The sequence below is a fragment of the Bradyrhizobium sp. SZCCHNS1022 genome (assembly GCF_032484835.1).
Classification (GTDB): Bacteria; Pseudomonadota; Alphaproteobacteria; order Rhizobiales; family Xanthobacteraceae; genus Bradyrhizobium.
Window position 1 is genome coordinate 2,385,789 of sequence record NZ_JAUETT010000001.1, and the last position, 26,176, is coordinate 2,411,964.

Annotated in this window: 22 protein-coding genes and 1 tRNA gene; 11 read left to right on the forward strand and 12 right to left on the reverse strand. The window is 63.0% G+C overall.

Annotated elements, in window-relative coordinates; genetic code table 11:
* Nucleotides 1-797 precede the first annotated feature (797 nt).
* The 6 genes from QX071_RS10820 to QX071_RS10845 all read left to right on the forward strand — a co-directional run bounded on the left by QX071_RS10820 (nt 798) and on the right by QX071_RS10845 (nt 6,713).
* Nucleotides 798-2,369, forward strand: a complete 1,572-nt coding sequence (locus QX071_RS10820; protein ID WP_315700833.1) for a 2-isopropylmalate synthase — start codon at nt 798-800, stop codon at nt 2,367-2,369.
* Nucleotides 2,370-2,760: 391 nt separating this feature from the next.
* Nucleotides 2,761-3,723 carry a TRAP transporter substrate-binding protein gene (locus tag QX071_RS10825; protein ID WP_315703072.1) on the forward strand — a complete coding sequence of 321 codons (963 nt, stop codon included), beginning with the start codon at nt 2,761-2,763 and terminating at the stop codon, nt 3,721-3,723.
* Between the two features lie 92 nt (nt 3,724-3,815).
* Complete coding sequence (locus QX071_RS10830) at nt 3,816-4,388, forward strand: TRAP transporter small permease (RefSeq protein WP_315700832.1); 573 nt, start codon at nt 3,816-3,818, stop codon at nt 4,386-4,388.
* On the forward strand, nt 4,388-5,671 hold the full coding sequence (locus tag QX071_RS10835) for a TRAP transporter large permease subunit (RefSeq protein ID WP_315700831.1): 1,284 nt from the start codon (nt 4,388-4,390) through the stop codon (nt 5,669-5,671). The genes QX071_RS10830 and QX071_RS10835 overlap by 1 nt, the downstream gene beginning before the upstream one ends.
* Before the next feature lie 153 nt (nt 5,672-5,824).
* Nucleotides 5,825-6,460, forward strand: coding sequence for a Spy/CpxP family protein refolding chaperone (locus tag QX071_RS10840; RefSeq protein WP_315700830.1), 636 nt, complete (start codon nt 5,825-5,827; stop codon nt 6,458-6,460).
* 177 nt (nt 6,461-6,637) lie between these two features.
* Nucleotides 6,638-6,713 (forward strand) — tRNA-Lys (locus tag QX071_RS10845).
* 455 nt (nt 6,714-7,168) lie between these two features.
* Here QX071_RS10845 and QX071_RS10850 read toward each other — a convergent pair.
* Nucleotides 7,169-7,540: a c-type cytochrome gene (locus QX071_RS10850; RefSeq protein WP_315700829.1), complete on the reverse strand. Its 372-nt coding sequence runs from the start codon at nt 7,538-7,540 to the stop codon at nt 7,169-7,171.
* 187 nt (nt 7,541-7,727) lie between these two features.
* Between QX071_RS10850 and QX071_RS10855 the strand changes: the two genes are divergently transcribed.
* Nucleotides 7,728-8,900 (forward strand): FIST N-terminal domain-containing protein, encoded by a 1,173-nt coding sequence (locus tag QX071_RS10855; protein ID WP_315700828.1) that lies wholly within the window; start codon nt 7,728-7,730, stop codon nt 8,898-8,900.
* Nucleotides 8,897-10,240 (forward strand): hybrid sensor histidine kinase/response regulator, encoded by a 1,344-nt coding sequence (locus QX071_RS10860; protein WP_315700827.1) that lies wholly within the window; start codon nt 8,897-8,899, stop codon nt 10,238-10,240. Before QX071_RS10855 ends, QX071_RS10860 begins: the two co-directional genes overlap by 4 nt.
* Here QX071_RS10860 and QX071_RS10865 read toward each other — a convergent pair.
* The 4 genes from QX071_RS10865 to QX071_RS10880 form a co-directional block, all read right to left on the reverse strand.
* Nucleotides 10,194-10,943: a response regulator transcription factor gene (locus tag QX071_RS10865; RefSeq protein WP_315700826.1), complete on the reverse strand. Its 750-nt coding sequence runs from the start codon at nt 10,941-10,943 to the stop codon at nt 10,194-10,196. The genes QX071_RS10860 and QX071_RS10865 overlap by 47 nt on opposite strands.
* A 188-nt stretch (nt 10,944-11,131) precedes the next feature.
* On the reverse strand, nt 11,132-11,821 hold the full coding sequence (locus QX071_RS10870) for a response regulator transcription factor (RefSeq protein ID WP_315700825.1): 690 nt from the start codon (nt 11,819-11,821) through the stop codon (nt 11,132-11,134).
* A gap of 57 nt (nt 11,822-11,878) precedes the next feature.
* The gene (locus tag QX071_RS10875; protein ID WP_315700824.1) at nt 11,879-13,090 is read right to left on the reverse strand and encodes a c-type cytochrome; all 1,212 of its coding nucleotides are present in this window, start codon (nt 13,088-13,090) and stop codon (nt 11,879-11,881) included.
* Nucleotides 13,091-13,243: 153 nt separating this feature from the next.
* Entirely contained in the window at nt 13,244-14,935 is a 1,692-nt protein-coding gene (locus QX071_RS10880) for a PQQ-dependent methanol/ethanol family dehydrogenase (RefSeq protein ID WP_315703071.1), read from the reverse strand.
* A gap of 1,174 nt (nt 14,936-16,109) precedes the next feature.
* Here QX071_RS10880 and QX071_RS10885 point away from each other — a divergent pair.
* Nucleotides 16,110-16,700 (forward strand): AraC family transcriptional regulator, encoded by a 591-nt coding sequence (locus tag QX071_RS10885; RefSeq protein WP_315700822.1) that lies wholly within the window; start codon nt 16,110-16,112, stop codon nt 16,698-16,700.
* Between the two features lie 66 nt (nt 16,701-16,766).
* Here QX071_RS10885 and nadC read toward each other — a convergent pair whose 3' ends face one another.
* From nadC to QX071_RS10910, 5 genes are all read right to left on the reverse strand, one after another.
* Entirely contained in the window at nt 16,767-17,615 is an 849-nt protein-coding gene (nadC, locus tag QX071_RS10890) for a carboxylating nicotinate-nucleotide diphosphorylase (RefSeq protein ID WP_315700821.1), read from the reverse strand.
* Nucleotides 17,612-19,153 carry an L-aspartate oxidase gene (locus QX071_RS10895; RefSeq protein ID WP_315700820.1) on the reverse strand — a complete coding sequence of 514 codons (1,542 nt, stop codon included), beginning with the start codon at nt 19,151-19,153 and terminating at the stop codon, nt 17,612-17,614. The genes nadC and QX071_RS10895 overlap by 4 nt, the downstream gene beginning before the upstream one ends.
* Complete coding sequence (gene nadA, locus QX071_RS10900) at nt 19,150-20,136, reverse strand: quinolinate synthase NadA (protein ID WP_315700819.1); 987 nt, start codon at nt 20,134-20,136, stop codon at nt 19,150-19,152. The genes QX071_RS10895 and nadA overlap by 4 nt, the downstream gene beginning before the upstream one ends.
* A 54-nt stretch (nt 20,137-20,190) precedes the next feature.
* On the reverse strand, nt 20,191-21,141 hold the full coding sequence (locus QX071_RS10905; protein WP_315700818.1) for an NrtR DNA-binding winged helix domain-containing protein: 951 nt from the start codon (nt 21,139-21,141) through the stop codon (nt 20,191-20,193).
* A 326-nt stretch (nt 21,142-21,467) separates the two neighbouring features.
* Nucleotides 21,468-21,887 (reverse strand): NUDIX hydrolase, encoded by a 420-nt coding sequence (locus tag QX071_RS10910; protein ID WP_315700817.1) that lies wholly within the window; start codon nt 21,885-21,887, stop codon nt 21,468-21,470.
* Nucleotides 21,888-22,400: 513 nt separating this feature from the next.
* On the opposite strand from QX071_RS10910, the gene QX071_RS10915 reads away from it, so the two are divergent.
* Nucleotides 22,401-22,679, forward strand: a complete 279-nt coding sequence (locus QX071_RS10915) for a hypothetical protein (protein WP_315700816.1) — start codon at nt 22,401-22,403, stop codon at nt 22,677-22,679.
* 557 nt (nt 22,680-23,236) lie between these two features.
* On the opposite strand, the gene QX071_RS10920 is transcribed toward QX071_RS10915, so the two are convergent.
* Nucleotides 23,237-23,791 (reverse strand): DUF4142 domain-containing protein, encoded by a 555-nt coding sequence (locus tag QX071_RS10920; protein WP_315700815.1) that lies wholly within the window; start codon nt 23,789-23,791, stop codon nt 23,237-23,239.
* 848 nt (nt 23,792-24,639) lie between these two features.
* Nucleotides 24,640-25,326, reverse strand: coding sequence for a Crp/Fnr family transcriptional regulator (locus QX071_RS10925; protein ID WP_315700814.1), 687 nt, complete (start codon nt 25,324-25,326; stop codon nt 24,640-24,642).
* A gap of 272 nt (nt 25,327-25,598) precedes the next feature.
* On the opposite strand from QX071_RS10925, the gene QX071_RS10930 reads away from it, so the two are divergent.
* On the forward strand, nt 25,599-25,802 hold the full coding sequence (locus QX071_RS10930) for a hypothetical protein (protein ID WP_315700813.1): 204 nt from the start codon (nt 25,599-25,601) through the stop codon (nt 25,800-25,802).
* The last annotated feature ends 374 nt before the right edge of the window (nt 25,803-26,176 follow it).

A 26,176-nucleotide genomic window follows, 5' to 3' on the forward strand; every position in this document is an offset into this window, starting at 1 on the left:
CCGGGATGTCTTGGCCGAACCTGTGGTTCCTGCCCCGTGCATTCTTCACTGCACGGGGGCCATGGGGGCGGCAAGCTCCCGGCCTTCCCTGCGCCCTCCGTTTACGAGGGGGCGTTGCCGAGCATGACCCGGGCACGCCGTGCCGCGGGACGGTGAAGATGTGTTTGATTGGACGTAGGAGGAGTGCGATGCCGAAGCCACAACGCTCGGTGTCATCATCCGCGAAAGCGGATGATCCAGTATCCCAGAGGCTTCGTTCTAGGATGCAGTTGGTGCCCTACAATCAGCCGGCCTCCTGCTCGCAAATGGCTCGGGCTCGGGGCGCTATCCCGGCTCACTTTACCGTCTCTGGGATACTGGGTCACCCGCCTTCGCGGGTAACGACGGGGAGCGGGGCTCCCAATACGTCACCCATTCTGACCCTTATTCGGCGTTGCGGTGGTCGGGTTTTCTCGGCTAAAAAGACGCCAGAGGACGCGTCGGCAACCAAGCATCAATGGTTTTGCCGCACGCTGTTGGCGTTCTCGAAGGGTCTGGCAATGCTGATTCGCGGCGCAAGGATTGGAGCATGCGACGGAGCGGTTTCCGCACCGACGATTGCTGCCGCGCCGCTGCTGCCCACCCGTGGCGCCCATGGCCCCCTTGGCCCGACCCTTTCGCTTGGGCTCCTGCTTCTTAGCCGCCCCTGAGGGCCGGCTGGGCGCGATGCGCCTGGGCACTCAGGGGTTCGCGCGAGATCACGAAAACCCTCCAGCGCCGTCAAGATAAGCGCACCAGCGAACAAGGAACTTAAATCCATGTCCACCGCACCGAAGTCCGACAAGGACCGCGTCATCATTTTCGATACCACCCTGCGCGACGGCGAGCAGTGCCCCGGCGCCACCATGACCTTCGAGGAGAAGCTCAACATCGCAGCGCTCCTGGACGGCATGGGCGTCGACGTGATCGAGGCCGGCTTCCCGATCGCCTCGGACGGCGACTTCGAGGCGGTCAACGAGATCGCCAAGCGCACCCAGAACGCGGTGGTCTGCGGCCTGTCGCGGGCCGGCGCCAAGGACATCGACCGCTGCGCGGAGGCGATCCGCCCCGCCAGGCGCGGCCGCATCCACACCTTCCTGTCCACCTCGCCCGTGCACATGAAGTACAAGCTGCAGATGGACGCGCAGCAGGTCTATGAGCTGGTGATCTCCTCGGTGACGCGCGCGCGCAACCATACCGATGACGTCGAGTGGTCGTCGGAGGACGGCACCCGCACCGAGTTCGACTTCCTGTGCCGCTGCGTCGAGGCCGCGATCAAGGCCGGCGCCACCACGATCAATATCCCGGATACGGTCGGCTATGCCGTGCCGGAGGAATATTACGACCTGTTCAAGCGCGTGCGCGAGACCGTGCCGAACTCCGACAAGGCGGTGTTCTCGGTACACTGTCACAACGATCTCGGCATGGCGGTGGCGAACTCGATGGCCGGCGTGCGCGCCGGTGCGCGGCAGATCGAATGCACCATCAACGGCATCGGCGAGCGCGCCGGCAATGCGGCGCTGGAAGAAGTCGTGATGGCGATGCGGGTGCGCAACGACAAGCTGCCGTTCTGGAACAACATCGACACCACCCAGCTGACCCATGCCTCGAAGGTGGTGTCGGCAGCGACATCGTTCCCGGTGCAGTACAACAAGGCGATCGTCGGCCGGAACGCGTTCGCGCATGAGAGCGGCATCCATCAGGACGGCATGCTGAAGAACGCGCAGACCTACGAGATCATGCTGCCGGAGACGGTCGGCGTGAAGCAGACCTCGCTGGTGATGGGCAAGCACTCCGGCCGCCACGCCTTCATCCACAAGCTGGAGGAGATGGGCCACAAGCTGTCCGGCAACCAGCTGGAAGACGCCTTCGTCCGCTTCAAGGCGCTGGCCGATCGCAAGAAGCAGATCTACGACGAGGATCTGGACGCGCTGATCGACGAAGGCATGGTGCATGCCCATGACCGCATCAAGCTGGTGTCCTTGAGCGTGATCGCCGGCACCCGCGGGCCGCAACGCGCCACCATGAAGCTCGATGTCGACGGCGAGACCCGCATCGAGGAGACCGAGGGCAACGGCCCGGTGGATGCGGTGTTCAACTGCATCAAGGCGCTGGTGCCGCATGAAGCCAAGCTGGAGCTCTATCAGGTGCATGCGGTGACCGAGGGCACCGATGCGCAGGCCGAGGTGTCGGTGCGGCTGTCGCAGGACGGCCGCTCGATGACGGCGCGCGCCGCCGATCCCGATACGCTGGTCGCGTCTGCCAAGGCCTATCTCGGTGCGCTCAACAAGCTGGTGATGAAGCGCCAGCGCGATGTGACGCAGGCCAACGCGGCGGCTGCGGCGAGCTGATAGGGGGGCGGTCGGCCCACGATGCCGGACCGCCTCACATTCCGTCATTCCGGGGCGAGGCCGTCAGGCCTCGAACCCGGAATCTCGAGATTGTCTTGCGAGGGCGCCTGCCACGTCGAGATTCCGGGTTCAGCCGCTGGCGCTGCTGCCCCGGAATGACGGAAGGACAAGGACGACAACGCGGTGCGCAATTTTGCGCTGCAGCGACAGATTCCGGTAGCTCCTCCTAACGGGCAATGGCTTTCCGTCGGCCTTATGGCTATTGATGCCTTGGCATACAAGCGGGAGCTGCGTTGCACGGCTCCCCGGAAAATTCGGGAGGCATGCTTTGCGTGATCTGACACGTCGTCACTTGCTCGTCTCCGCCGCGTCGCTCGCGGCGGCCGCCAAGATCGGCCCGGCTGCGGCCGCAGATGAGCCCATCGTCATCAAGTTCAGCCACGTCGTGGCGTCCGACACGCCGAAGGGCAAGGCCGCCGACAAGTTCAAGGAGCTGGCCGAGAAATACACCAACGGCCGGGTCAAGGTCGAAGTCTATCCGAATTCGACGCTCTACAAGGACAAGGAAGAGCTGGAGGCGCTGCAACTCGGCGCCGTGCAGATGCTGGCGCCGTCGAACTCCAAGTTCGGCCCGATCGGGATCAAGCAGTTCGAGGTGTTCGATCTGCCCTATATCCTTCCCGACCTGAAGAGCCTGCGCAAGGTGACCGACGGCCCGCTCGGCGGCAGGCTGCTCAAGCTGCTGGATTCCAAGGGCATGAGCGGCCTTGCCTATTGGGACAACGGCTTCAAGCAGATGACCGCGAACAAGAAGCTGATCACGCCCGCCGACTACAAAGGCCTGAAATTCCGCATCCAGTCGTCGAAGGTACTGGAGGCGCAGTTCCGGGCGCTCGGCGCAATCCCGCAGGTGATGGCGTTCTCGGACGTGTACCAGGCGCTGCAGACCGGCGTGGTCGACGGCCAGGAGAACACCTGGTCCAACATCTACACCCAGAAAATGCACGAGGTGCAGAAATACGCCACCGTCACCAATCACGGCTACATCGGCTACGTCGTGGTCGTGAACAAGAAGTTCTGGGATGGCATGCCGCCGGATGTTCGCGCCGCCTGCGAGAAGGCGATGAAGGAGGCGACCGACTTCGGCAACAGCCAGTCGGCCAAGGAGAACGACGAGGCGCTGGAGGAGATCAAGAAGGCCGGCAAGACCGAGATCGTGACCCTCACCCCCGAGCAGGACGAGGCGATGCGCAAGGCGATGATGCCGGTCTACAAGGAGGTCGCCTCGCGGGTCAGCCAGTCGCTGATCGACGAATTCTTCAAGGAGACCGGCCGCAGCCCGATGAACGGCTGAATGGGAATAGCCGAGACTTTCCGCGGCGGCGCGCCGCGGAAAACGTCTGATCGGGCGCTGATGGGCGCCGTCCGGTCGCTTGGGGACCTCTGATGCTGCTACGTATTCTCGACCGGCTCGAGGAGATCATCATCGCCAGCCTGATGGGCGCCGCGACCCTGATCACCTTCATTACGGTTGCGCATCGCTTCCTGGTCGATGTGCCGTTTCTCTACCCTTACCTGTTCCAGATCGATCTCTCCTGGTCGCAGGAGCTCTGCATCTACATGTTCATCTGGATGGCCAAGTTCGGCGCCGCCTACGGCGTGCGCACCGGCATCCATGTCGGCGTCGACGTCTTGATCAACCGCCTCAACGACCGCTGGCGCAAATGGGTGATCCTGTTCGGCCTGCTCGGTGGCGCGGTGTTTACCGCCGTCGTCGGCACCATGGGCGCGAAGTTCGTGATCGAGCTGATGCACACCGACCAGACCTCGCCCGATCTCGAGATCCCAAGCTGGATCGTCTATGCCTGCATCCCGCTCGGCTCCTACCTGATGTGCTTCCGCTTCATGCAGGTGATGTGGACGTACTTCTGGACCGACGACCTGCCGCATCACGACGCGTCCCATGTCGACGACATCGAGGTCAGTCCCAAGGCGCCGATCGCGCTCGGAGAGGCCTGATGAGTGCGGCGCTGATCTTCGGACTGCTGTTTGCCCTGATGCTGACGGGCATGCCGATCTCGATCTCGCTCGGCCTCACCGTGCTCACCTTCCTGTTCACGATGACGGAAGTGCCGATCGAGAGCGTCGGTCTGAAATTGTTCTCCGGCCTCGACAATTTCGGGATCATGGCGATCCCGTTCTTCATCCTGGCCGGCACGTTCCTGACCCGCGGCGGCGTCGCGCGGCGGATGATCGCGTTCACGACCTCGCTGGTCGGGCATCTGCCGGGCGGTCTTGGCCTTGCGGGTGTCGCTGCCTGCGCGATGTTCGCGGCGATCTCCGGCTCGAGCGTGGCGACCGTGGTCGCGATCGGCTCGATCATGATGCCGGCGATGGTCGATTACGGCTATCCCCGCCGCTTCGGCGTCGGCGTGATCTCGACCTCCGGTGCGCTCGGCATCCTGGTGCCGCCCTCGATCATCCTGGTGCTCTACGGCGTCTCCACCAACACCTCGATCGGCGCGCTGTTCATGGCGGGCATCGTGCCCGGCGTCATTCTCGCCTTGATGTTAGCCGCGGTCACCTGGTTCGTCGCCTATCGCAACGGCTATCCGCGGATGAAGCGGGCGACGCTGAGCCAGCAGTTTACGGCCTTCCGCGAGAGCCTGTGGGGGCTGCTGCTGATCGCCATCGTGCTCGGCGGCATCTATGGCGGCGTCTTCACGCCCACCGAGGCGGCCGCGGTCGCCGCGGTCTACGCCTTCTTCATCACCGTCTTCGTCTACAAGGAGCTGAAGCTCACCGAGGTTCCGAAGGTGTTGCTGCAGGCCGCCAGCATGAGCTCCATGCTGCTCTACATCATCACCAACGCGGTGCTGTTCTCGTTCCTGATGACGCATGAGCAGATTCCGCAGGCGATGGCGGCGTGGATCGTCGACAAGCACTTCTCGATCTGGATGTTCTTGCTCGTGGTCAACGTCATCCTGTTGCTTGCCGGCAATGTGATGGACCCGTCATCGATCCTCTTGATCATGGCGCCGATCCTGTTTCCGCTGGCGACCAAGCTCGGCGTGCATCCCGTGCATCTCGGCGTGCTGATGATCGTCAATACCGAGGTCGGCCTCTGTCATCCTCCGGTCGGGCTCAATCTCTACATCGCTTCCAGCATCGCCAAGATGGGCATCAGCGAGATCACCATCGCGGTGCTGCCTTGGCTGCTGGCGATGCTGGCCTTCCTCGGACTGATTACTTACGTGCCGGAAATCTCGCTGTGGTTGCCGAAAGCGCTCGGCATGATCTGAACGGTATCGCAATGATCTGAAACAAATCGCCAAGATTTCGCTTTGCTGACAGGTGGTTACATCGGCGTAATGCGGACGACTCTATCCAAACTGTAAGTTGATCGCGCCCGGACAGGCGCTCATGCTGCGGCAGCCTTTCCAACGGAGGTTCGCATGAAAAGGTTCACTCTTGCCGCAGTCGCCGTGCTCGCCATCGCGGGCTCCACGGCTGTTTACGCTCAGCGCTCGTGGTTTGCCGATCACATGCACCACATGCGAATGAGTCCTGAAGACCGTGCCGCGTTCCTGGACGCGCGGATCGCTGCCGTCCATGCCGGGCTGAAGCTGACGCCCGACCAGGAGAAATCGTGGCCGCCGGTCGAGAGCGCCGTGCGCGACTTGGTCAAGCTGCGCTTCGATCGTGCCAATGCCCGCATGAAGGCGGCCGACGACAATCAGGATGGGCAGAAGGCGGACGATCCGGTGGCCCGCCTGCGCGAGCGCGCCGACACGATGGCCGCGACCGCCGAGGCCATGAAGAAGATCGCCGATGCGGCCGACCCGCTCTACAAGACCCTGGACGATGGCCAGAAGCGCCGGCTGTCGATACTCACCCATCATGCCGACCGGTTCGGTCCGGAGGGGTGGCGCCATCATTGGCGGGAGCGAGGCGAGGGGGACGGTCCGGGCTTTGGCGAGCGCCGCTTCGGCATGGGGCCGATGCCGCACATGGGAGCGATGGACCACATGGGTCCTCCCATGGAGCATATGGGACGTCTGGATGAAGAGGGCGACTCCGGACGGCTCTGAACGGGGGGCGCCGATGGGCCGTTCGCCCTCAGCGAGCCGGGCTATATTGGGAAAACCGCCGGTAGCGGCCGGTTTTCCTGGTGTGGAAAGGCAAAAAATCGCCTTCTCTTGCTGGACATCCGGGAATCGCTTTGCTAAACGACCGGCTCTTGCGAAGGCCTTCCGGACGCAAGCTCCGGGCGCATAGCTCAGTTGGTAGAGCAGCTGACTCTTAATCAGCGGGTCCTAGGTTCGAGCCCTAGTGCGCCCACCAAGGTTTTCAATAGCTTAGGTGTCTCTCGCCGTCGCCATCCGTGAAGAACGGATAAGTGAGCGATCGGGAGTCGGTTTTCGGACATTGGTGAATTTGGGATTGCAGGCTCTGTAGGGCCTCCTCGGAAGCCTGCATTTGCAGCTTGAGATTCCCCTTCACCGGCGAGATGTTTTTCCAGCACGCATTTCCGCACAAACGCTCGGACCTGAGGGCGACGCGGTCAACTCGTCCTCACTACCGTCGGTCACAATCCGCCGCGTCCTCGCATGGCCGAGGACTTGGCTGGCCGCAATTCCGGTCGCTCTTTGGCACGCAGGCGTAGGCCGTCCTGCGGTCAAGCCGGCTTCTTAACGGACGACTTTCGTATTTCGGCTTTGGTCAGTTCGCAGAAGCGTGGGCACTCGGCGAAGAACCTCGATGCGATCGGCGATGAGAATGCGACGCCGCAAGCCCCGCTATCTCAACGTCGACAGATAGGCGACGATGTCGGCCCGCTCCTTCCCGTCCGCCAGCCCCTTGAAGTACATCTTGACGCCGTGGACGTCCCCGCGCGGATCGGCGATGTAGGCATCCAACGCCGCGGCGGTCCAAGGTGTCTTGTTGTTCTTCATGCCTTCGGAATAGGCATAGTCCGGTACGGCCGCCGGCTGGCGTCCGACGATATTCCAGAGGCTCGGACCGACCTTGTTGATCCCGATCTCGGAGGAGTGGCAGTTCTGGCAGATGCGCTGAAAGATGCTCTTTCCTGCGACAGGGTCGCCATCCAGCGCCCCGGCGCTGGACGCAAGACTTGCGAAAACAACGATAAGAACGACGCGGCGGAGCATGCGAATCTCTTCCTCTCGACCCGGAGCGAGCGGACAAGCCTCACGGCTACGCCGCTCAGTAGATCGGCGCAGATGATTGGACAAAAGCCAGGCTCAAGTCCTTGTTCTGGATCAAGCCGCGTAGTTGCCGTTGCTGCTCAATTGCCCTAATCTTAAAAAAAACAACGAATACTATGGGAGGTGCCTGGTGGGAGATGCCGATCCTCGGCCTGCACGCCCGTCTGGTGTGATCGCTGCAAAGTCGAAGGCTGCAACGGAGAAAGCTGCGGCGGCTGACATCTGCGACCAATTAGCGGCCGACGGCTTGGCCATGGTGCTGGTCTTCCTGTCGCCCCACTATGATCCGAACGAATTCATCGCGGAGGTGACGACGCGTCTTACAGGCATCCCGGTGTATGGCTGTACGACAGCGGGAGAGCTCTCGCCGGATGGCTGGGAAGACAACAGCGTCGTTGCTCTCGCCTTTGCCGCAGACGATTTCACCGTGTTCGCGCAGCCCATCTTCGGGTTATCGGGCTTTCGCGTCGATGAAGGGCGTCGCCTCGGCAACCAGTTGAGGCAGGAATTGTTTCGGCATGGTGGTCGTGACGACGAAGGCGTGTTCGGACTAGTTTTGATCGACGGCATGTGCCAGCGGGAAGAGGCGATCATGTCGGCGATTTATGCGTCGCTTGACAATATTCCTCTGGTTGGCGGGTCGGCTGGCGATGGCCTGCGCTTTGAGCGCACCTGGGTTTTCCACGATGGCAAAGCTCATACCGACATGGCGGTGTTGATCTTGATCAGGACGTCTTTGCCGTTCCGGTTGTTCAAGTGCGACAATTTCGAGCCGACCTCGGTCAAGATGGTGGTGACGGAAGCCGATCTCGAACAGCGTATCGTCAAGCAGCTTAACGCCGAGCCGGCGGCGGAGGAATATTGCCGCGCGGTCGGTATCGCGGATTCCGAGCTAGACCCGTTTCTGTTTGCAGCCCATCCGGTCCTGGTGCGTGTCGGCGGCTCTTATTTCGCGCGCTCGATTCAGCGCGTGAGCCCTGACGGCTCGCTCCGATTCTTTTGCGCGATCGACGAAGGAATGGTGCTGACGGCCGCGAGGTCGCGCAACTCGGTGGCCGCCGCACGCGAGATGCTGGCTGAGGTCCGCGACGAGATTGGCGAAGTCTCGATCTTCATCGGCTTCGAGTGCATTCTCAGGCGTCTCGACGCGGAGCAGCATCAGTTCGCCCGGGAAATGTCCGAACTCTATCGCGACAACCGGATCGTCGGATTCCATACCTATGGCGAGCAGTACGGTTCCATGCACGTCAATCAGACGCTGACGGGTGTCGCGATCGGCATACGGGCAGGGGCGGAGCGATGACGGCGTCCGGCTCGCTGGAACACCTGCAGCGCGAAGCGGCCAAGCTAAGGAAGATCAACGCTGCGCTGATGTCCCGGGTCGAACGCTCGATGGACCAGCAGTTCAACGCGTTCTCGCTGTTCGAAACGGCGATCGCGCTCGATCAGCAGGTCCGCGAACGGACGCGGCAGTTGCGGGATGCGCTGCATTCGATCGAAACGGCCAACAAGGACCTCTACCGGGCCAAGCAGCAGGCCGAAGCGGCCAGCTCGCTGAAATCATCGGTTCTCATCTCGGTGACACATGACCTGCTCCAGCCGCTGAATGCCGCGCGCCTGACGCTGTCGGCCCTGGCGGACGAGGTCCAGTCCGAGCGCGGAACGACCATGGTCGGGCAGATCGACCACTCGCTAGCCATGCTCGAGGATCTGCTGCGATCTCTGCTCGAAATTGCCAAGCTGGATGCCGGCGCCTTGCGCCCGGATCTCCGGCCCGTTCTGCTCACCACCTTGTTCGAGCCGCTCGAACGCGAATTCGCTCCGATCGCTGCGAAACGCGGACTGACGTTGCGCATCTGTCCGTCCTCGGTTGCCGTCGTCTCAGACGCCATGATGTTGCGGCGTATTTTGCAGAACCTGCTGGCCAATGCCCTGCGCTACACTAGGCGCGGTGGCGTGGTCATGGGCTGTCGGCCGGGGGCCAGCCGTGTTCGTATCGAGGTCCACGATACCGGCCCGGGCATTCCCAAACCGCAGCAGGAGGCGATCTTCCTCGAATTCCAGCGCGGTCGGCCGAGCGCCGAGGATCAGGCCGGCTTTGGACTCGGCCTCTCCATTGTCCGGCGGTTCGCCAAAGCATTGAATCACGAGGTCCGGTTGGCCTCACGGGGCGGCTACGGATCCACTTTCACGCTCGAACTCGACCGGGCAGACCCAGCAGCGGTCCTGCCGGACTCGCATCCGTCGAATGACGTCGACCATGAATATGGCGGGCTCGAAGGTGCCAAGATCCTGCTGATCGAAAACGACCTGGCGAGCGCCGAGGCCATGGTCAGTCTGCTGGAGAAATGGGGCTGCGACGTCGTGGCCACCGTGTCGTTGAAGGACGCATTGCAGCGCTTGAGCGCGCTCGGCGCGGTCCCTGAGACAATCATTGCCGATCTCCATCTGGACGGCAACGAGAGCGGACTTGCCGCGGTGTGGAGCATCCGGCAACTCATCGGCGACGTTCCGGCCATGATCGTGACCGCAGATTATTCGGAAGCTGCGGCCCAAGAAGCCAGCCTTTACGGGCTCGAGGTTCTGACCAAGCCGGTCAGGCCGGCGGAGCTTCGCGCTCTGTTGTCGTTTCTGCTGTCATGAGCGTCTCGGTGTCTTCTCCGCGGGCGTGGATCGGCGCGCGGCTACGCGTCTCGCCGATCAGATTCACGAAATCGATCCTTTCCATTTCGATGATCGCCTTGGTCCGGCTCATGACTTGGAGCTTTCGCAGGATCTCCGACACGTGGCCCTTCACCGTGGTCTCGCAAATCCTCAGTTCGTAGGCGATCTGCTTGTTCTGTAGTCCGCAGCGGATCATGTCGAGCACCCGTAGCTGCTGCGGCGTCAACTCATGAAGACGCTTCAGCAGATCTCGAGCAGGAAGCTTGACCCGCCGCGCACTTGCAGGACCGACTGCGCCGGCCTGAACGTGAGCCTCGCCGCGAAGGACGCTCCGGATCGCATCAGCCAGTTGCTCCTTCGATGTCGATTTCGAGATGTAGCCGGCAACTCCCAGAGAGAGGACATGGGCGACAAGCCGCGGGTCCTGATGCGCTGAAACCACGAGGACCGGAGTCCGCGGCGCGGTCTTGCGGATGCGAAGAAGGCCGGATAATCCGCTCGTGCCGGGAATCGAGAGGTCGAGCAGGATCAGGTCAAATCCCGGCGCGGATGACAGAAGATCGGTGGCGATGTCGATGGACGTCGCCTCGGACAGCTCGGCATCCGGCAGGGTGATGCGTATTGCGTTCTCCAACGCCTCGCGAAAGAGTGGATGATCCTCGACCATCAGCAATCGAGCCACTGCCTGTCACTCCCCGTCCTGATCGAAGATCCCGTCTTTCTGGTGTGGCGGATCCTACATTTGCAAATGTAGCTTGTGGCAAACGGATACGATTGTCAAAGCCGGGACACCCGCGGTTCTGTTCTGTCCAGATCGATCATCGCGCTCCATCGACATCGCGACGTCCGTGGTCTGTTTCCGCGGCGTGACTACTGCTGCTTTCCGCGGACCGCGGTCCTCGATCCCGGGCGGCCTGTCTGAAGGCGCAGTTCGATCTTGCCGATTTCGATCACGGCCTTGTTGCGGCTGAACAGCCGGAGTTTTCGCAGGATTTCGGTAATGTGCGCCTTGATGGTCGATTCCGAAAGCCGCAATTCGGTGGCGATTTCGCGATTCTGGAAGCCCCGCCTGATCAAGTCCAGAACACGGAGCTGCTGTGGCGTCAGCTGTTCAAGGCGGGCCTGTAACGCGCGCGCGGAGCGATCGCCGTCCCGTTCGGCCGTGGGCAAGAAGTCCTTTGGAACGGAGATCGAACCGCTGAGCACGCGTTCGATCGAGGAGGTCAGCTCGCGCTTCGAGGTTGACTTCGGCAGATAGCCGGCAGCGCCAAGCGAGAGCGCCTCCCGCACGATATTCTGATCCTCGTCACTCGACACGATCGCGACCGGAAGCCGCGGATGGCTTGCGCGCAGCCGCAGGAAGCCAGCGAAGCCAACCGCATCGGGCAGCGTCAGGTCGAGCAGCGCCAGATCAATTCCGGGGTCGGAGGCGAGGACGTGAAGTGCATCGGCGATCGAGACGGCCTCGAAGATCTCCGCCTCCGGATGCGCAAGGCGCACGGCGTTGCCGAGAGCCTCGCGAAACAGCGGATGATCGTCGATGATCAGAAAGCGCGTCATTCCCGACCTCGGTCGTATCGCCGGCAGACTTCGGGCGACCGGCGGCACCCGCCTGCTTCAATTCGTCGTTTCCGGCGACTGCACAGTCAGCAGGAACGTATAGATGCTCTCGAACTGGTCGTCGGTAAAGACCTCCTTCCATGCCGGCATGCCTTTGGACGGGCGGCCTTCATGCACCGTGGTCCAGAATTTATCGCGCATGTCCTCGCCGTAGCGAATGCGCAGCCGTCGCAAGTCGATCCGGCGCTCCGCCTGCACGGCATCAGGGCCATGACAATGTGCGCAGGTCCCGTTGAAGATCTCTTTGCCGAGCGTCATCGTCTCGGCCCTGGGATCGGTCGCATTGGATTCCGAAACCCTGATCACCGAGGCCTCAGCTGCCGGCTCCTGGACGGGGGAAGCAGGACCCGCAAGCGAGGCCAGCTTGATCGGGCTCGGCACAGCGCCGAGCCTGATCGGCGGATCGCCCGGCAGCCCGTATTTGATAGCCAATTCGGCAATTCGTGGTCCGAGCTGCGCCAAGGCAGCGTCAATCTGATCGCGCAATTGCGTGGAGGTTCTGGCGAACCCGATCGCAACATCCCAGGACAGGCCGGCGCCTTCGACCGGCTGGATCCGGAAGCGACTTTCGTAGGCCGTCTTGTTCAGCCAGCCTGCAATCGGCGCCCAGATGAAAGCGACGTCGGCATTGCCCTGGGCGAGAGCTGTCATGCCCTCGTCCGGCGTCAGCACGGTGATCTTCTTGATGTCGTCGCGCTCGGCCAGCAGATTTTGCGGTGTGGTCTGGTATTGCACCGCGACGCGCTTGCCTCGGAGGTCGTCGATGCTGCTGACCACAAATGTTCCTCGGCTGACGAGCGCATAGGTCTCGGTCGTAATCTTCTGCGAGAAGATCACCGTTGGTCCCATGAAATCCGACGACAGCGGTAGGCCTATCATGGCGTCGCACTGTTTGCCCAGCAGCGTCACGCGTACAGTTCGCTTGCCGAAATAGGATTTGTACCAGTCGTAAGTGACGGGGCGGCCGAGCTGCTGCGACAGGGCCTGGCCGACCTCGAGATAAAATCCCGGCTGCGATGGATCGTCGCTCGAGAACGGGAGATTGGTCGGATCCGCGCATAGCCGCAGCGGGGCCGCCTGGTTTGCCAATCCGGCGACCGACGATGCCAGCAGGGTGGAGACCGTCAATACGGCGAGAGACGTCGCACGTGCTGACAATTCGGCGGCGGCCTGCCAATTCGAGCCGGTTTGACGACGATTCAGGCGCATCCTCGATCCCTCGATCTTGTCATCTTGTTTGTTGTTTGTCCGGGCCGGCTCGGTCCTCGCGGCCGCGCCATGCTCTTTCGCTTCGTGCGGATTGACTGGGCGGTGCGCGTGTCCCGGTTCCAGGGACACGCGCTTCTGTCGTGGCCGCCGCGGTTATTGGACCGCGAAGACGAACAATGCGCCGCCCTCGGGAGCCGCGTTCGTTATCTTTTTGCCGATCTCGCCCAGGAACGCCGGGATCGACGCGGTGCGTCCGACAACGACGGCGACGTACTGCTTGCCGTCGACCGAGTAGGTCACCGGACCGGCGCCAATGCCGGAGCCGAGATTGCGCTTCCACAGGATCTTTCCGGATTTGGCATCGATGGCGCGGAAATCACCGTGCAGATTGCCGGAGAAGACCAAGCCGCCTGCGGTGCTGAGTGTGCCTCCGTTGAAGGGAAGGTCTTCCTGGATGGACCAGACCTTTTTGTTGTTCACGGGATCCCAGGCGATGAGCTGACCGAGGAAGCCGCCCGGACCTTCCTTGGTAGGGAATTCAGCACCGAGATAGAACACGCCGCGCTTGTACGAGACGTCGCTGACCGCCCAGTCCATGCAGACATTGTTGGCCGGGATATAGACGAGGCCGGTCTGCGGATTGTACGACATCGGCTGCCAGTTCTTGCCGCCGATCAGGTTCGGACAAACGTCCTTGACGGGATGTCCTGGGCCCGGCCGCTTGTCCGGGTCCTCGACCGCGCGCAAGGTCGAAATGTCCCATTTCTGCGCCCAGTTGGCGAAGACGTATTTCTCGGCCGAGATCACCTTGCCGGTTTCGCGGTTTGCCACGAAGAAGAAGCCGTTGCGGTCGGCCTTCATCAGGGTCGGAACCGACGCGCCGCCGATCTTCAGGTCGGCAAGGATGGCCTCGTTGACGCCGTCATAATCCCAGGCGTCGGCAGGGGTGGTCTGGATGTGCCACTTGATCTTGCCGGTGTTCGGATCGAGCGCCAGCGTGGACGCGGTATACAGATTGGTCAGCTTGCCGAAATCACCATTGCCGGTCGAGCGCACGGCGGTGTTCCAGGGACCGGGATTGCTGGTGCCCCAATAGACCGTGTCGCTCTTCGGATCATAGGAGCCGACCAGCCACGCCGCCCCGCCGCCGTGCAGGCTGGTGTCGCCTTTCCAGGTCTCGCTGCCGGGCTCGCCGGGAGCAGGGACGGTGTAGGTCTGCCACAGCGCCTTGCCGGAGTTGATGTCGAAGGCCTGCAGCGACCCGCGCACGCCATACTCGCCGCCGCCGAAGCCGGTGATGACCTTGTCGCGCACGACCAGCGGCGGTGATGTGATGACCGAACCCTGCTTGTAGTCGACCACCTTCGACGTCCAGAGTTCCTTGCCGGTTGCGGCATCGAGCGCGGTCAGCTTGCCGTCGAGCCGTCCGACGAACAGCTTGCCGTCGGCGTAGGAGATGCCGCGGTTGTTGACGTCGCAGCAGGCGTATTGCAGCACGTCATCCGGAATGTCCGGCTCATAGGTCCATTTGCGCGCGCCGGTGGCGGCGTCGAGCGCATAGACGTATTTCGGGCCCCAGGAGGTTGATACATAGAGCGTGTTGCCGATCACGATCGGCGAGGCTTCGTTCGAGCGCAGCGAGGCGAGCGAAAACGAATAGACCAGTGACAGCTTGCTTGCGTTCCCGGTGTTGATCTCCTTGAGCGGGCTGAACCGGGTGTTGCTGTAATCATGACCCGCCATTGCCCAGGCCCCGGGCTCGCTGGCGGCCTTCAGCGCCGAATCATTGGCGCGGACACCTGCGGTGCCGGTCACAAGCAGGCCGACGACCGAGATGCCAGCCAAGAATCTCCTGTTCGTGAAATTCATCAGTTCCCTCCGCGTTTGTCTTTGTTGTGGTCGCGTAGCGCGCGCCGCGCCGAGCCCCGATGTGCAGTCGCGCTGCAAACATCGGGGTGAATTACACCACCACCTCTTCCGGGCTCTCATAGGCGGAAGGTAGTAGGCCGACGCGCGGGCGTTGAACGCCGATTCACGCGCTGTTTCCGGGGCTTGCCGGGATTTTTGATGTCCAGAGCTGCGCGCCGAGGCTCATCCGATCCGTCGGCAGACCTCGATTGTAGGCTCCGGCCGGTTGGAGTTGGAGCTCAGCCCTTCCCCTTGGAAGCGCTTAAGATCGCAGAGTTCGAGTCGGGCATGCACGAGATCGCGCGCGCATTTGTTGCTGCCGGCAGCCCCCTGCTGGCGATTCGCAGGCGCTTCGAGAGTCTCGTCGCGGCATTTGGTCTGGAGGCCTGTCGAGGGGGTGTCGCGCGGCGGAAGATCCCGCGTCCGCCGCTCTCGCCTGGTGCTTGATGCCCGCCATATCGACCGGGGCCGGAGTATGCCCGCACGCGTGATGAGCCGAAGCTTGGCTTCGCTGGCTTGTCTCGATTCTGCTGTGCGATCACTTTCGACCCTTGCCGCCGCATGGCGAGCTATTGCTGTTAACGCAAGCCGGGGCAACTCGCAGCAATGCGGCCAAAGTCCCCGCGACAGGATTGCGTACTTACCGAGTGCGACGGGAGAACCGATCGTGATCGCTTGTCCTTCTCTGCAATTCGGCGTGCGGCCAGTGCCGACCGATGACGCGCAGCTCGTATCTCATTATTCCGGAGGAACTGATGCCAATTCGACTTGCACCCAAACTTCTGGCCGAGTTCGTCGGCACCTTCGCATTCGTGTTTATCGGCGCCGGTACCGCCGCGGTGGTCGGTGACGCTCGTCGGAGACGGTCCAGCGAGAATTCGGAAGTTGGCCTGGCGTGAGAGTCGAGACTGTTCAAGCGCTGAAGCTATCGCCGTTTGAGTATCGGTTTCGGGCGCCTTGCCATCTCCTGATCGCGGCAGAGCTTGCGGAGCGAGATGGCGGAGAGACTTTCGTCGAAGGTCTGCCTCGCTCGACCCAACGCATTTTCACTCGAAAATTGACCTTTGTTCCTGCCGGACACGACTTCCGGGGCTCGCAGCAGCCGCGTGCATTGACCCGTATCGCGTGCTTCTACATCGATCCGGACGGATCTCTTGCCGATCCTGCGCTACGCTTCAGCGAGATCGAGTTCAGACCCCGTTTGTTCTTCCATGATCGGGACCTCTGGGAGACTGCTATCAAATTCAAGTTTCAGATCGAAAGACCCGGCCTGATGCACCGACAATATGGCGAGGCGCTTTCGATCCTGCTCGCGCACGAACTCGTTCGCTTCAACGGCAATGCCCGCCGGGGCGGAGGACCTTTCGACAGAGGCGGGTTGGCGGGATGGCAGCAGCGGCGCGTGACCGAGTACATCGAGGAGCATCTGGCTGAGGACATCGGGCTCGCAACCTTGGCTGAGCTGGCGCAGCTAAGTCCGTATCATTTCTGTCGCTCGTTCAAGAGGTCATTCGGCATTCCGCCACATCGATATCACGCGGTTCGCCGCATCGAACGGGCGAAACTGCTGTTGGCGAACCGCGACATGTCGATCACCGCGATTGCGATGGCGCTCGGTTTCAGCGAAACCAGCACCTTCACGACAGCCTTTCACCGGCTTGCTGGGCAGAGGCCGAGCAGTTACCGTCATCAACTCAATTAGAACAAAACAGAATCTTCCACCGGTCGCTTGGTGATCATCTCGACGCGCGGAATAGCCGCTCCCGTCTCAAAGGTGGTCCAGCCCGATATCCAGCGCGGCGGCGGAATGCGTGATCCAGCCGGCCGAGATCAGGTCGACGCCGGTTGCGGCGATCGCGGGCGCCGTGGCCGCAGTGATACGCCCTGAGGCTTCGGTGATCACCGTGCCGTGCGCCATGGCAACCGCGTGCTTGAGATCCTCGACCGTCATGTTGTCGAGCAGCACCGCATCGATGCCGAGTGCCAGCGCCTCCTCGAGTTGTGCCAGATTGTCGACCTCGACCTCGATCTTGACGAGATGGCCGACATGGGCCTTTGCGCGCGCGATGGCGGCGCGGATGCCACCGGCAAGCGCGATGTGATTGTCCTTGATCAGGACGGCATCGTCGAGCCCAAAGCGATGATTGCTGCCGCCACCGGCGCGCACCGCGTATTTTTCCAGGGCGCGTAAGCCTGGCGTGGTCTTGCGGGTGCAGACGATCTGCGCTCGCGTATCCTTCACGGCCGCCACAAGGGAGGCGGTCGCAGTCGCGACCCCGCTCAAACGGCAGAGGAAGTTGAGCGCGGTGCGCTCGCCGGTCAGGAGCGCACGCGCTGGACCATCGATGGTCGCGATCGTCTCGCCGGGCGCAACTGCGCTTCCGTCGGGGCGCTCCACCTCCATCCGGACGGCCGGTGAGATCATTTGAAACGCGCAGCGCGCCACCTCGAGGCCGGCAATGACCCCGTTCTGACGCGCCCTGAGTGCGAGCGAACCGCGCTGCTCGACAGGGACGATCGCGTCCGTGGTGATGTCGCCGGCGCGCCCGAGATCCTCCAGCAGAGCTGTGCGCACCAGCGGTTCGTAAAGCAAGGGTGAGAGCGGGGCGAGAGTCATGGCAGGACGCTCCTGAGCGGGCGCTCGGCCTCGGCGATGTCGCGTGCAGCGCCGAGCGCTTGTGAAAGCGTGAGGGGGGACGATTCCGCAGCTGGCAGCGGCTCGGGAAAATCGTTGCGAAAATGTGCGCCGCGACTCTCTTGGCGATTGTAGGCCGCGACCGCGATCATCAGCCCGACCAGGGCGGGATCGGCCGCGGCGCTGGAGCCTTTCGCCGTCGGGAGGAGATTACGAAGCGCGTCTGCCATTGATTGGCGATCACGCAGGACGCCGAGCGCTTTTGACAGCAGCGGCCGAACCGCGGACGGGTCCGATGTGGGCGGAAGCGCGACCGCTCCACTCGACTTGCCAGTGCGGCCGGGCGCTCCGGCGACGCTCTCGGCAACCCATTGCGCGCAGACGATCGCTTCCATCAGCGAGTTGCTCGCGAGCCGGTTGGCGCCGTGCAGCCCGGTGCGGCTCGCTTCGCCGCAAGCCCAAAGGCCCTCGACCGAGCTGCGGCCCACATGGTCAACGGCGATGCCGCCCATGTGGTAGTGCACAGCGGGCCGCACCGGGATCGGATCGGCGGCCGGGTCGATGCCCGCCATTCGGCAGAAGCTGCTGATTACAGGGTAGCGTGCAGCAAAATCCTTGCCTGGCTTCATGCGCGTATCGAGGAACACGCGATGTCCTTGCGCGCGATGGCGCCAGACTGCTCGCGCCACGACGTCGCGTGGCGCAAGCTCGTCCTCCATGAAGCGCGATCCCGTTTCGTCGATCAGGATCGCGCCATCGCCGCGGATCGCTTCGGTCAAAAGCGGCATCGGCCGCGATGGCCCGTCAAAAGCGGTGGGGTGAAACTGTACGAATTCGAGGTCGGACAGTGCAGCGCCGGCACGGGCAGCAAGCGCGAGACCCTGGCCGAAGCAGCCGGCTGGATTGGTGCTGTCGAGGAACAGGCCACCGATGCCGCCTGTCGCGATGACCACGCGCGCGGTGGCGAGGATCACCGGGCCGTCAGGACCAGCGGCGATTACGCCCCGGATCGCGTTGTCCTCGACGATCAGCCTGCGCGCCTCGAATCTCTCCAGCAGCGTGATCGACGGGCAGCGGCGCGCGGTGGCGATCAGCGCGCGCATGATTTCGCGGCCGGTACCGTCGCCGGTCGCGTGCACGATCCGCTTACGGCTGTGCGCGGCTTCAAGGCCCAATCGCCAGCTACCCTCGTCAGCCCCACGATCGAACGCGACTCCGAGCTGCGCCAGGCGATCGGCCGCGGCCGGCGCCTCCCTCACGATGCGGGCCGCGGCCGCCTCGTCGCACAGCCCAGCACCCGCGGCGATCGTGTCCTGCAGATGCAGGGCAGGGGAATCGTCCTTACCCACCGCTGCGGCGAGACCGCCTTGCGCCCACATGCTCGAGGCCTCGGCCCCGAGCGGCGACTTCGAGAGGAGCACGACGGGCTCGGGGGCGAGCTGCAACGCGGTCATCAGGCCGGCGGCACCTCCGCCGATGATCACGGGCTGCCCGGTCAGTCCTGAAATGTCGATGCTCATATCGCCAGCATCCTTTCCACCGAACGCCGGGCGCGATCGACCATTCCCGGATCGATGGTGACCTCATGCGCATTGGCTTCGAGCGCGTGGCGGATGTTCTTCAGCGTGATCCGCTTCATGTGCGGGCACAGATTGCACGGCCGGATGAATTCGATGTCGGGATGCAGCACGGCGACATTGTCGCTCATCGAGCATTCAGTCAGCAGCACCACGCGCGAAGGCCGCTCTCTGCCGACGAAGTTCGACATCGCGGCCGTTGAACCCGAGAAGTCAGCCACATCCACCACCTCCGGTGGACACTCCGGATGCGCCAGGACCGTGATGCCGGGATGGCTCTCGCGAAGCGCACGGACGTCGTCGGCGCTGAACCGCTCATGAACCTCGCAGTGACCCTTCCACGCCGTGATCTTCACCTTGGTCTGCGTGGCGACGTTGCGAGCGAGATATTCGTCCGGCAGCATGATGACGTGCTCGGTGCCGAGCGACTCGACGACGGCGAGCGCATTGCCGGATGTGCAGCAGATATCGGATTCCGCCTTCACCGCGGTCGAGGTGTTGACGTAGGCGACGACGGGCGCATCCGGATAGTGCTCGCGCATCAGCCGCACGTCCTGCGCGGTGATGGAATCCGCCAGCGAACAGCCGGCCTCGAGGTCGGGGATCAGCACCGTCTTCTCGGGATTGAGCAGCTTGGCTGTCTCGGCCATGAAGTGCACGCCCGCGAGCACGATGATGTCGGCGTCGACCTTGGTCGCCTCACGCGCGAGCAACAGGCTGTCGCCGACGATATCGGCCACGCCGTGGAAAATCTCCGGCGTCTGGTAATTGTGCGCGAGCACCACCGCGTTGCGCTTGCGCTTCAGTTCGAGGATGGCCTCGACATCCTCGGCGAAGGTCGCCCATTCGGGCGGCGGGATCACGCGTTTGACACGGTCATAAAGCGGCGCAGTGCGCGCAAGCGCATCCGATCGAAGTGAGGCCATTTATACTCTCCATGAGCATAACATGGCTTATACTTATCCTGAGCATAACCGAAGTCAAGAGCGGGACAGCGGGAGCTTGGTTCCGATCACGGCCCGTTCGGCGAGCACACCCTGGCGGAAGCGAAACAGCTTGGCCGGACGCCCGATCGTGTCCGCGGCAATTGCGCCAGTCTCTTCAACGAGTTCCTGCTGCTCGATGAGGCGGCGGAAATTCTGCTTGTGAACCAGCCGCCCTGCGAGCGCCTCAACGCTGCGTTGCAGCTGCAGCAGGGTGAACTCCACCGGCATCAGCTCGAACACCACGGGGCGATATTTGATCTTGGCGCGGAGACGGGCGATGCCGGTGGCGAGGATGCGGCGGTGGTCGGCGGTCATGGCGCGGCCGGGCACCGCCGGCTCGCCGTGCCCCTTGTCGCGCACGGCCTCGGCGATCAGCGAAGTTTCGTAGAGCAACTCATAACGCTGCAGCGCCAGCTCTTCATTCCAGTCGCGGCCGTCAAGGCCGAAGGTGATGGCAGCGCGGCGCCATCGCTCCTTCTGAAGCCCCGGATTGGCCTCGGCTTTGGCCCAGCCACGCAGCTTCGGCGCGATGGTCTTTGCGATCAGCGCGGGCGGTCCGGCGCGATGGTCCTCCCAAGGGAAATAGTCGTACCAGGACGACCATCGCGCCTCGGACCCCTCGCGGATCAGTTCCTCGCGGGTGAGACCGAGATAGCTGATCGAAATGCGATGCGGCGCTTCGGGGTCTCCGGAGCGGCCGCGATCGGCGAAAGTATAGAGTTGCTCGACGTAGCCGAGCGGATGGCCGGTCTGGGCTTCGACCCAGGCGCGCAGGCCCATCTGCAGCGAGCGATGCGCGAACTGAAACGGACCGCTCGGCAACGCGCCGGCGTTCGCGATCGTCATGATCTTGGGATTTCCCTCGGTCACCGCGACCAGCACGGCCACCAGGTCCGCGGTGATCGCATCCAAAGCCGTGACGGTCTTCTGCGGCCCCTTACCCACCTTCTGTCCGATCCGTTGACGCGTGCTCCGATTCCGAAGTCGTACCGTCGAAGTAGCAGGAGCCACATGTCTCGCCAAGCGGTCTGGCAAGCTGCGGCCGCCGGGCCGGAGCCCGCGCGATCCGTTCTCGAAATTGCCAAAGCGTCAACCGAGGTCGAATCCGCCGAAGGCATCGAGCGGGCCGCCGTTGCGGTCGAGAGCGAGATGCGCAAGCGACTCCGCGCGTCTTTGTGCTCTTCGTCACACCGCCGACCTGCGCAGGTTGCCGGGCGGCTCGCGACCGGTGCTTCCAGGAGGCGCGGGTGAGGGCTTTACTCAGCAGCGAATCAGTGCCGCTTCGTCTGCTTGCGCGCGAAGCTCTCGATCAGCTCCCGCAGCTTTGCTTGGCGGATACGGCGCGCGGCCTTGGCTGCCGGAAGCCAGATCACCTTGCGTTGCCCGCGCTCGGGCCAGCGCGTGTGCTGCTTCCTCACCTCGAGCGGAAACAGTTGGACCTCGCAGGTGATCTTTCGCTTGCCCTTGCGCTTGCGATGCTTGAACTGCCCGACCGCCCTGCGGCTGATCTTGCCGCGCAGGCCGGCCTCCTCATAGGCTTCGACCGCAGCGGTCCGGTGCGGACGCTTGCGCGCGATGGGCCAGCCTTTTGGCACGGACCAGCGCCGTTTCCCGCGAGTCGTGATCAGGAGGATGCTGAGCTCCATGTCCTCGATCCGGAACGGCAAGGCGGCCACTTGCTTGTTCTTCATCAAGACCCCCGTTTTGAGCTGAACCAGCGCGCGATCCCTTGGTTTCCTGGTCCAGGCCTTCCGGACCTCATACGCAATAACACTCGGAAAAGGCAACCCGGTCCAAGTCCGGGGGGCAAATTCAAAAGTCCAAGTACAGAAATCCGATTCCGACAGTCTTCAAGTCCGACCGTGAGCATCCGGAAGGTCAGGCGCAAGGCCGGGCGTTTCAGCCGCGAGGCCGCCGCAGCGTCGAGCTGAACAGAGGTTGCTCTGATTCGTGCCGGACAAGCAAACGGTGCCCGATGGTGTCGGTACTCCCTTGCGACGCAGCCCGCGATGTGCGACGAGCAGGCGCTCAAACACCCGCATGCTGCGCGAACCTGCGGCGGCCGGTCGCATCCTTCACACGTGTCGCCTGTCATGAGGGGGCCACAAAATCATGGCATCAGGCCGCGCATCGGCCGCTGCGTCACGCCATCTTTCCCGCGAGCGTGACAGCAGCCGAGAGCTTAACATATTTGATATTGCGGCTTGCCGATCCGGATTAACTTGCGAAGCCTGGGTACGGAGCTGATGATGCACGACCCGTACGAAAATCCCGGCACACACGAGAGCGACAAGCGCTCGGATCAACATGCTGCGGCCAGCGGTTTCCAAACCGCGCGGCGGCTCGAAGCCTCGCCCGCGCTGCAGCCGAATCGTGAGCCATCCGATTCATCTGGCCCAGGCGCGAATCATGACGTTCCGGTTGCCGCCGATCACGCTGGCGCGGAGAAGGTGCAACTCGTGGTGCCGACGATGTGGCGCTGAACGGCGCCAGTTCGTTCTCTTGCGGCCATTTGAAGTTTCAATCAGCCAGTCCGCTCTGACCGCCCACATGGCAGACTAGCCGAGCGCGAACAGCGCCTGGCCAAATGCAAGAGCGCGAGCTTCGTTCTCTGTAGGCGTTGTCATCCAGCGCCGCGCGCGCTGCAAGGCCGCTCGCAATTTTCATTCGCACGGCATCTCCCATTTCCTCCCCACCGTCGAAAGGTCAGGAGCAACCCGCGCCGTACGAAGCGATCGCTGCAGCGGGTTTGCCTGGATGCGGCAGGGATCGCTGCCGGAGATAAACGATAGGGGCAGCCGAGTAGCCGCGGCCAAGGTGTTGAACTCTTCCGATCAACTCACGCTCCAAATGCGAATGCCGGTCCGCTGCAGTGGAGACGGCGCAAATCTGGTGCGAGTGCGAATACAGCGGCGGTGGCGGGGCGCCGCTGCCACAGCGCGGAATCGCGGCCCGGGGTCCACCGCAGCGCGGTTCGCTCGCACGAAGAAAAACGCCGGCGGAATGCGCCGGCATTTTTCTTCGATCACGTTGAGGCCGTCTATTTTCTGGACTGGCCTACGCTCGGCGCCTTGTTCAGCTCCTGCGCCATGTCCAGGTGCTGGCGCAGCGTCGGCAGGGTCTTGCCGGCCCAATCCTTCAGTTCGGCGTTGTCGCCGCCCTTGGCATAGCGCTCGAACAGCGAGACCGCATCCTTATGGGCACTGACCTGGTCCGAGGCGAAATCCGAGCTGAAGTCCTTGCCGCTTTCGCCCTTGAGCTTGTCGAGCTTGCTCTGATGGGAGTTGTCGAGCGCGGTCGGCAGCTCCGCCTTGACCTTGCCGGAGGTGACCATGCTCTTGAGCCCGCTGCTGGTCTTGGTGTGATCGGTCACCATCTGGCGAGCGAAGGTTTTCTCCTGCGCGGTGCCCTTCTCCTCCCCAAGCTTGCTCGATTCGATCTCGAACATGTCGCTGATCGCGACTTCCTTGACGAAGTCGGCGGTGGCTGGCGCAACGCCAAGTGCGGAGTTGACGCTGGTCTTTTCACCGACCGATTGAGCAAGCGCCGGGCCTGCGAGCAGCATGCAGCCCGCAACAATCATCAAGCGTTTCATGATGTCGTTCCTCTGGGTTTCACCGCGGGTCCACTGAAGTTTCACTGGCCGCGACCTGCACAACCAAACCGGGGCCCGGAACGTTTGTTCCCAATTCGGAGAGCCTGCCGCTTGTCACCTGTTTCGGCCGCTTGGCCGATCGTCACCGCACGTCGGCCGCCGCGGCGCCACCCTGCCGCCGAACCTGTCGCTTACGCGGCGGCGCCGTGCACGGCTTGGGATCTTGCGTCGCTAGCGACAGGGTGAAATAGGCAATCGTGGCCTCGATACCCTTTTCGATCGGGATCGTCGGTTGCCAGCCCAATACATGCTTCGCCGCGTCGATCGTGGGTTTGCGGCGTTAGGGGGCGTCCACGGTCAGGGCCTTCGTCCTGCCAAAGCACGGCCAGCTTGCCGTCGGGGTGGTTTGGGAAGGCGGAGCCTGGGACGCCAGGCGCGCATTGCCACCGTCGTTGGTCAGCGGACTTCGGATACCTGGCGCCCAACTCTACTCGCTTCAGCGGGGGAGGGCCGCGGCGGCCGCACCGCAGATCGAGGCGATCGACATCAGTACCCCAGATCTGAACGAACTTGGTTGCCGGATGCGACAGCTCGACCTTGTCATTTCGGTCGATACCATGGTGGCCGCATCTGGCGGGGGCACTTGGCATCGACACTTGGATCCTGCTTCATTCGGATTGCGATTGGCGCTGGCCGACGACGGGCGAGTACACTTATTGGTATCCGAGCGCGCGTCTGTTTCATCAGGACGCCACCGGCGACTGGAAGGGCGTTTTCGGACGAGTGCGCGCCGCGACGCAAGAACGCTCGACGCGGTGATCGCCGCGATCAGGACCTTGACGGCGCAGTCAGGCGCGCAGTTCGGTGATGGCCGGAAGGAAGTCCTTTGTTGTCGGCAGTGGCGGCTTGCGCAAGCCGAGATAGTCCGGCTGGAATCCGGCCAAGCGGGCAAGGCCGCCCCAATCCGTGATCTCGATGGTTCGGGACGTCCATTGCAGCAGGCGGCGCCGCCGCAATTCCTGAATGGTCCTGTTGGCATGGACTGCAGAGATGGCGCAGGCGGCCGCAAGATCGGTCTGGGTGAAGGGAGACAGGAAGCGAAAGTCCCGAGCCTGGCCGACGGCTTGCAGTCGCACCGTCAACTCGCAGAGCAGATGGGCGACGCGCGCCAATGCATCCCGCGTTGCGAGGTTGCAGATCCAGTTCCGCAAGCACCAGACATCTGTCAGCATCAGCAATGACAGCGCACGCGCCAGCCGCGCCGACGACTCGTTCACCTCGCGAAAAAAGCGGTGGGGGACAAAGGCGACCACCACCGGTCCGAATGCGGTCAGATCGAATTGAAGCTGAGGAGCGGAGATGGATTGAAGGTCCGGGACATCGCCTGGGACGTGGAGCGAAGTGATCTGCTGCTGACTCTCCCCGTCGGCGGTCCAGCAGAGATAGCCCTGCAGCAAAAGAGAGCAGGTCGACGGCAGGTCGCCCTTGCGCGCGACGATGTCGCGCGATCCGAAATGGCCGATCGTGGCGGGCATCTTGGCAAGGAGATCGAGGTCATCTGGAGAGAGTTCTACGAGGCTTGCGAGTCGGTCGGCGAATTTTGTGAATGGAAACCCACTTTGCATACTCTGACCTGTTCGTATGATTTCCTGCCTGGCAAATGCTACAGGGTAAGTCGGTTTCGTCTTTAACCTTTGTTAGAAGCGGTCAGCTGCCACAGCGGAACTCCGCAACGTCGCCGGCGCGAACGTAGCTGGAACATCGCGCTACTGCATGCGTTGCATCGCCATCGCGGGAGGAGAGGAACATGGCTGTCGCTGAATACGCGATCGTATCGGTTCGGGATCAATGGGGCGTGCTGCACGACGGCGAGATCAAAGGGGAATATGCCACCAAGGAAGCTGCGTTCGAAACTGCCGCCGCAGCCGCCTCGCTTGCCATACGCCAGGGCCATGCGGTCCGTCTGAGCGTGCCGGGTCGGGAAGCGGGTGAATCCGCACTCGGGCGTTAGCCCGAACTATCGGCTGCACCTCGCGCAGGGTTTCCATGAATGAGCCGTCGCGTCGAGGACGGGGCTACGAGCGTTCGCTGCAGGGACCTTCAATCCACCGCACGATCGTTGCACGTGTCCAAGCTGTCTTTCCGTGACCGCCGGCTCTAGCGCCTCCGATTCGCTGCATCGTTCGAGCGAGCCGTCTCGACACACGCGAGCAGAACCACCCCCGCGGCTTCTCCAACAGCTTTCCACTCCGGCGGACAGCAGCTTACCAGCCCGGACGGCCATCATTCGGGCGGCCGGCATTGAATCATCACGATATTTTGCCGCACGCGCACAGTTGCGGATTGGCGCGAGCTTTGCTTTAGCGACAGTATGACGATTTCTCC

Coding starts and splice junctions, on each gene's coding strand:
- QX071_RS10860 (WP_315700827.1), top strand. CDS start 8,897: ATGACGGCGTCCGGCTCGCTGGAACACCTGCAGCGCGAAGCGGCCAAG.
- nadC (WP_315700821.1), bottom strand. CDS start 17,615: ATGACTCTCGCCCCGCTCTCACCCTTGCTTTACGAACCGCTGGTGCGC.
- QX071_RS10920 (WP_315700815.1), bottom strand. CDS start 23,791: ATGAAACGCTTGATGATTGTTGCGGGCTGCATGCTGCTCGCAGGCCCG.
- QX071_RS10820 (WP_315700833.1), top strand. CDS start 798: ATGTCCACCGCACCGAAGTCCGACAAGGACCGCGTCATCATTTTCGAT.
- QX071_RS10875 (WP_315700824.1), bottom strand. CDS start 13,090: ATGCGCCTGAATCGTCGTCAAACCGGCTCGAATTGGCAGGCCGCCGCC.
- QX071_RS10870 (WP_315700825.1), bottom strand. CDS start 11,821: ATGACGCGCTTTCTGATCATCGACGATCATCCGCTGTTTCGCGAGGCT.
- QX071_RS10830 (WP_315700832.1), top strand. CDS start 3,816: ATGCTGCTACGTATTCTCGACCGGCTCGAGGAGATCATCATCGCCAGC.
- QX071_RS10840 (WP_315700830.1), top strand. CDS start 5,825: ATGAAAAGGTTCACTCTTGCCGCAGTCGCCGTGCTCGCCATCGCGGGC.
- QX071_RS10930 (WP_315700813.1), top strand. CDS start 25,599: ATGGCTGTCGCTGAATACGCGATCGTATCGGTTCGGGATCAATGGGGC.
- QX071_RS10910 (WP_315700817.1), bottom strand. CDS start 21,887: ATGAAGAACAAGCAAGTGGCCGCCTTGCCGTTCCGGATCGAGGACATG.
- QX071_RS10895 (WP_315700820.1), bottom strand. CDS start 19,153: ATGAGCATCGACATTTCAGGACTGACCGGGCAGCCCGTGATCATCGGC.
- QX071_RS10925 (WP_315700814.1), bottom strand. CDS start 25,326: ATGCCCGCCACGATCGGCCATTTCGGATCGCGCGACATCGTCGCGCGC.
- nadA (WP_315700819.1), bottom strand. CDS start 20,136: ATGGCCTCACTTCGATCGGATGCGCTTGCGCGCACTGCGCCGCTTTAT.
- QX071_RS10835 (WP_315700831.1), top strand. CDS start 4,388: ATGAGTGCGGCGCTGATCTTCGGACTGCTGTTTGCCCTGATGCTGACG.
- QX071_RS10850 (WP_315700829.1), bottom strand. CDS start 7,540: ATGCTCCGCCGCGTCGTTCTTATCGTTGTTTTCGCAAGTCTTGCGTCC.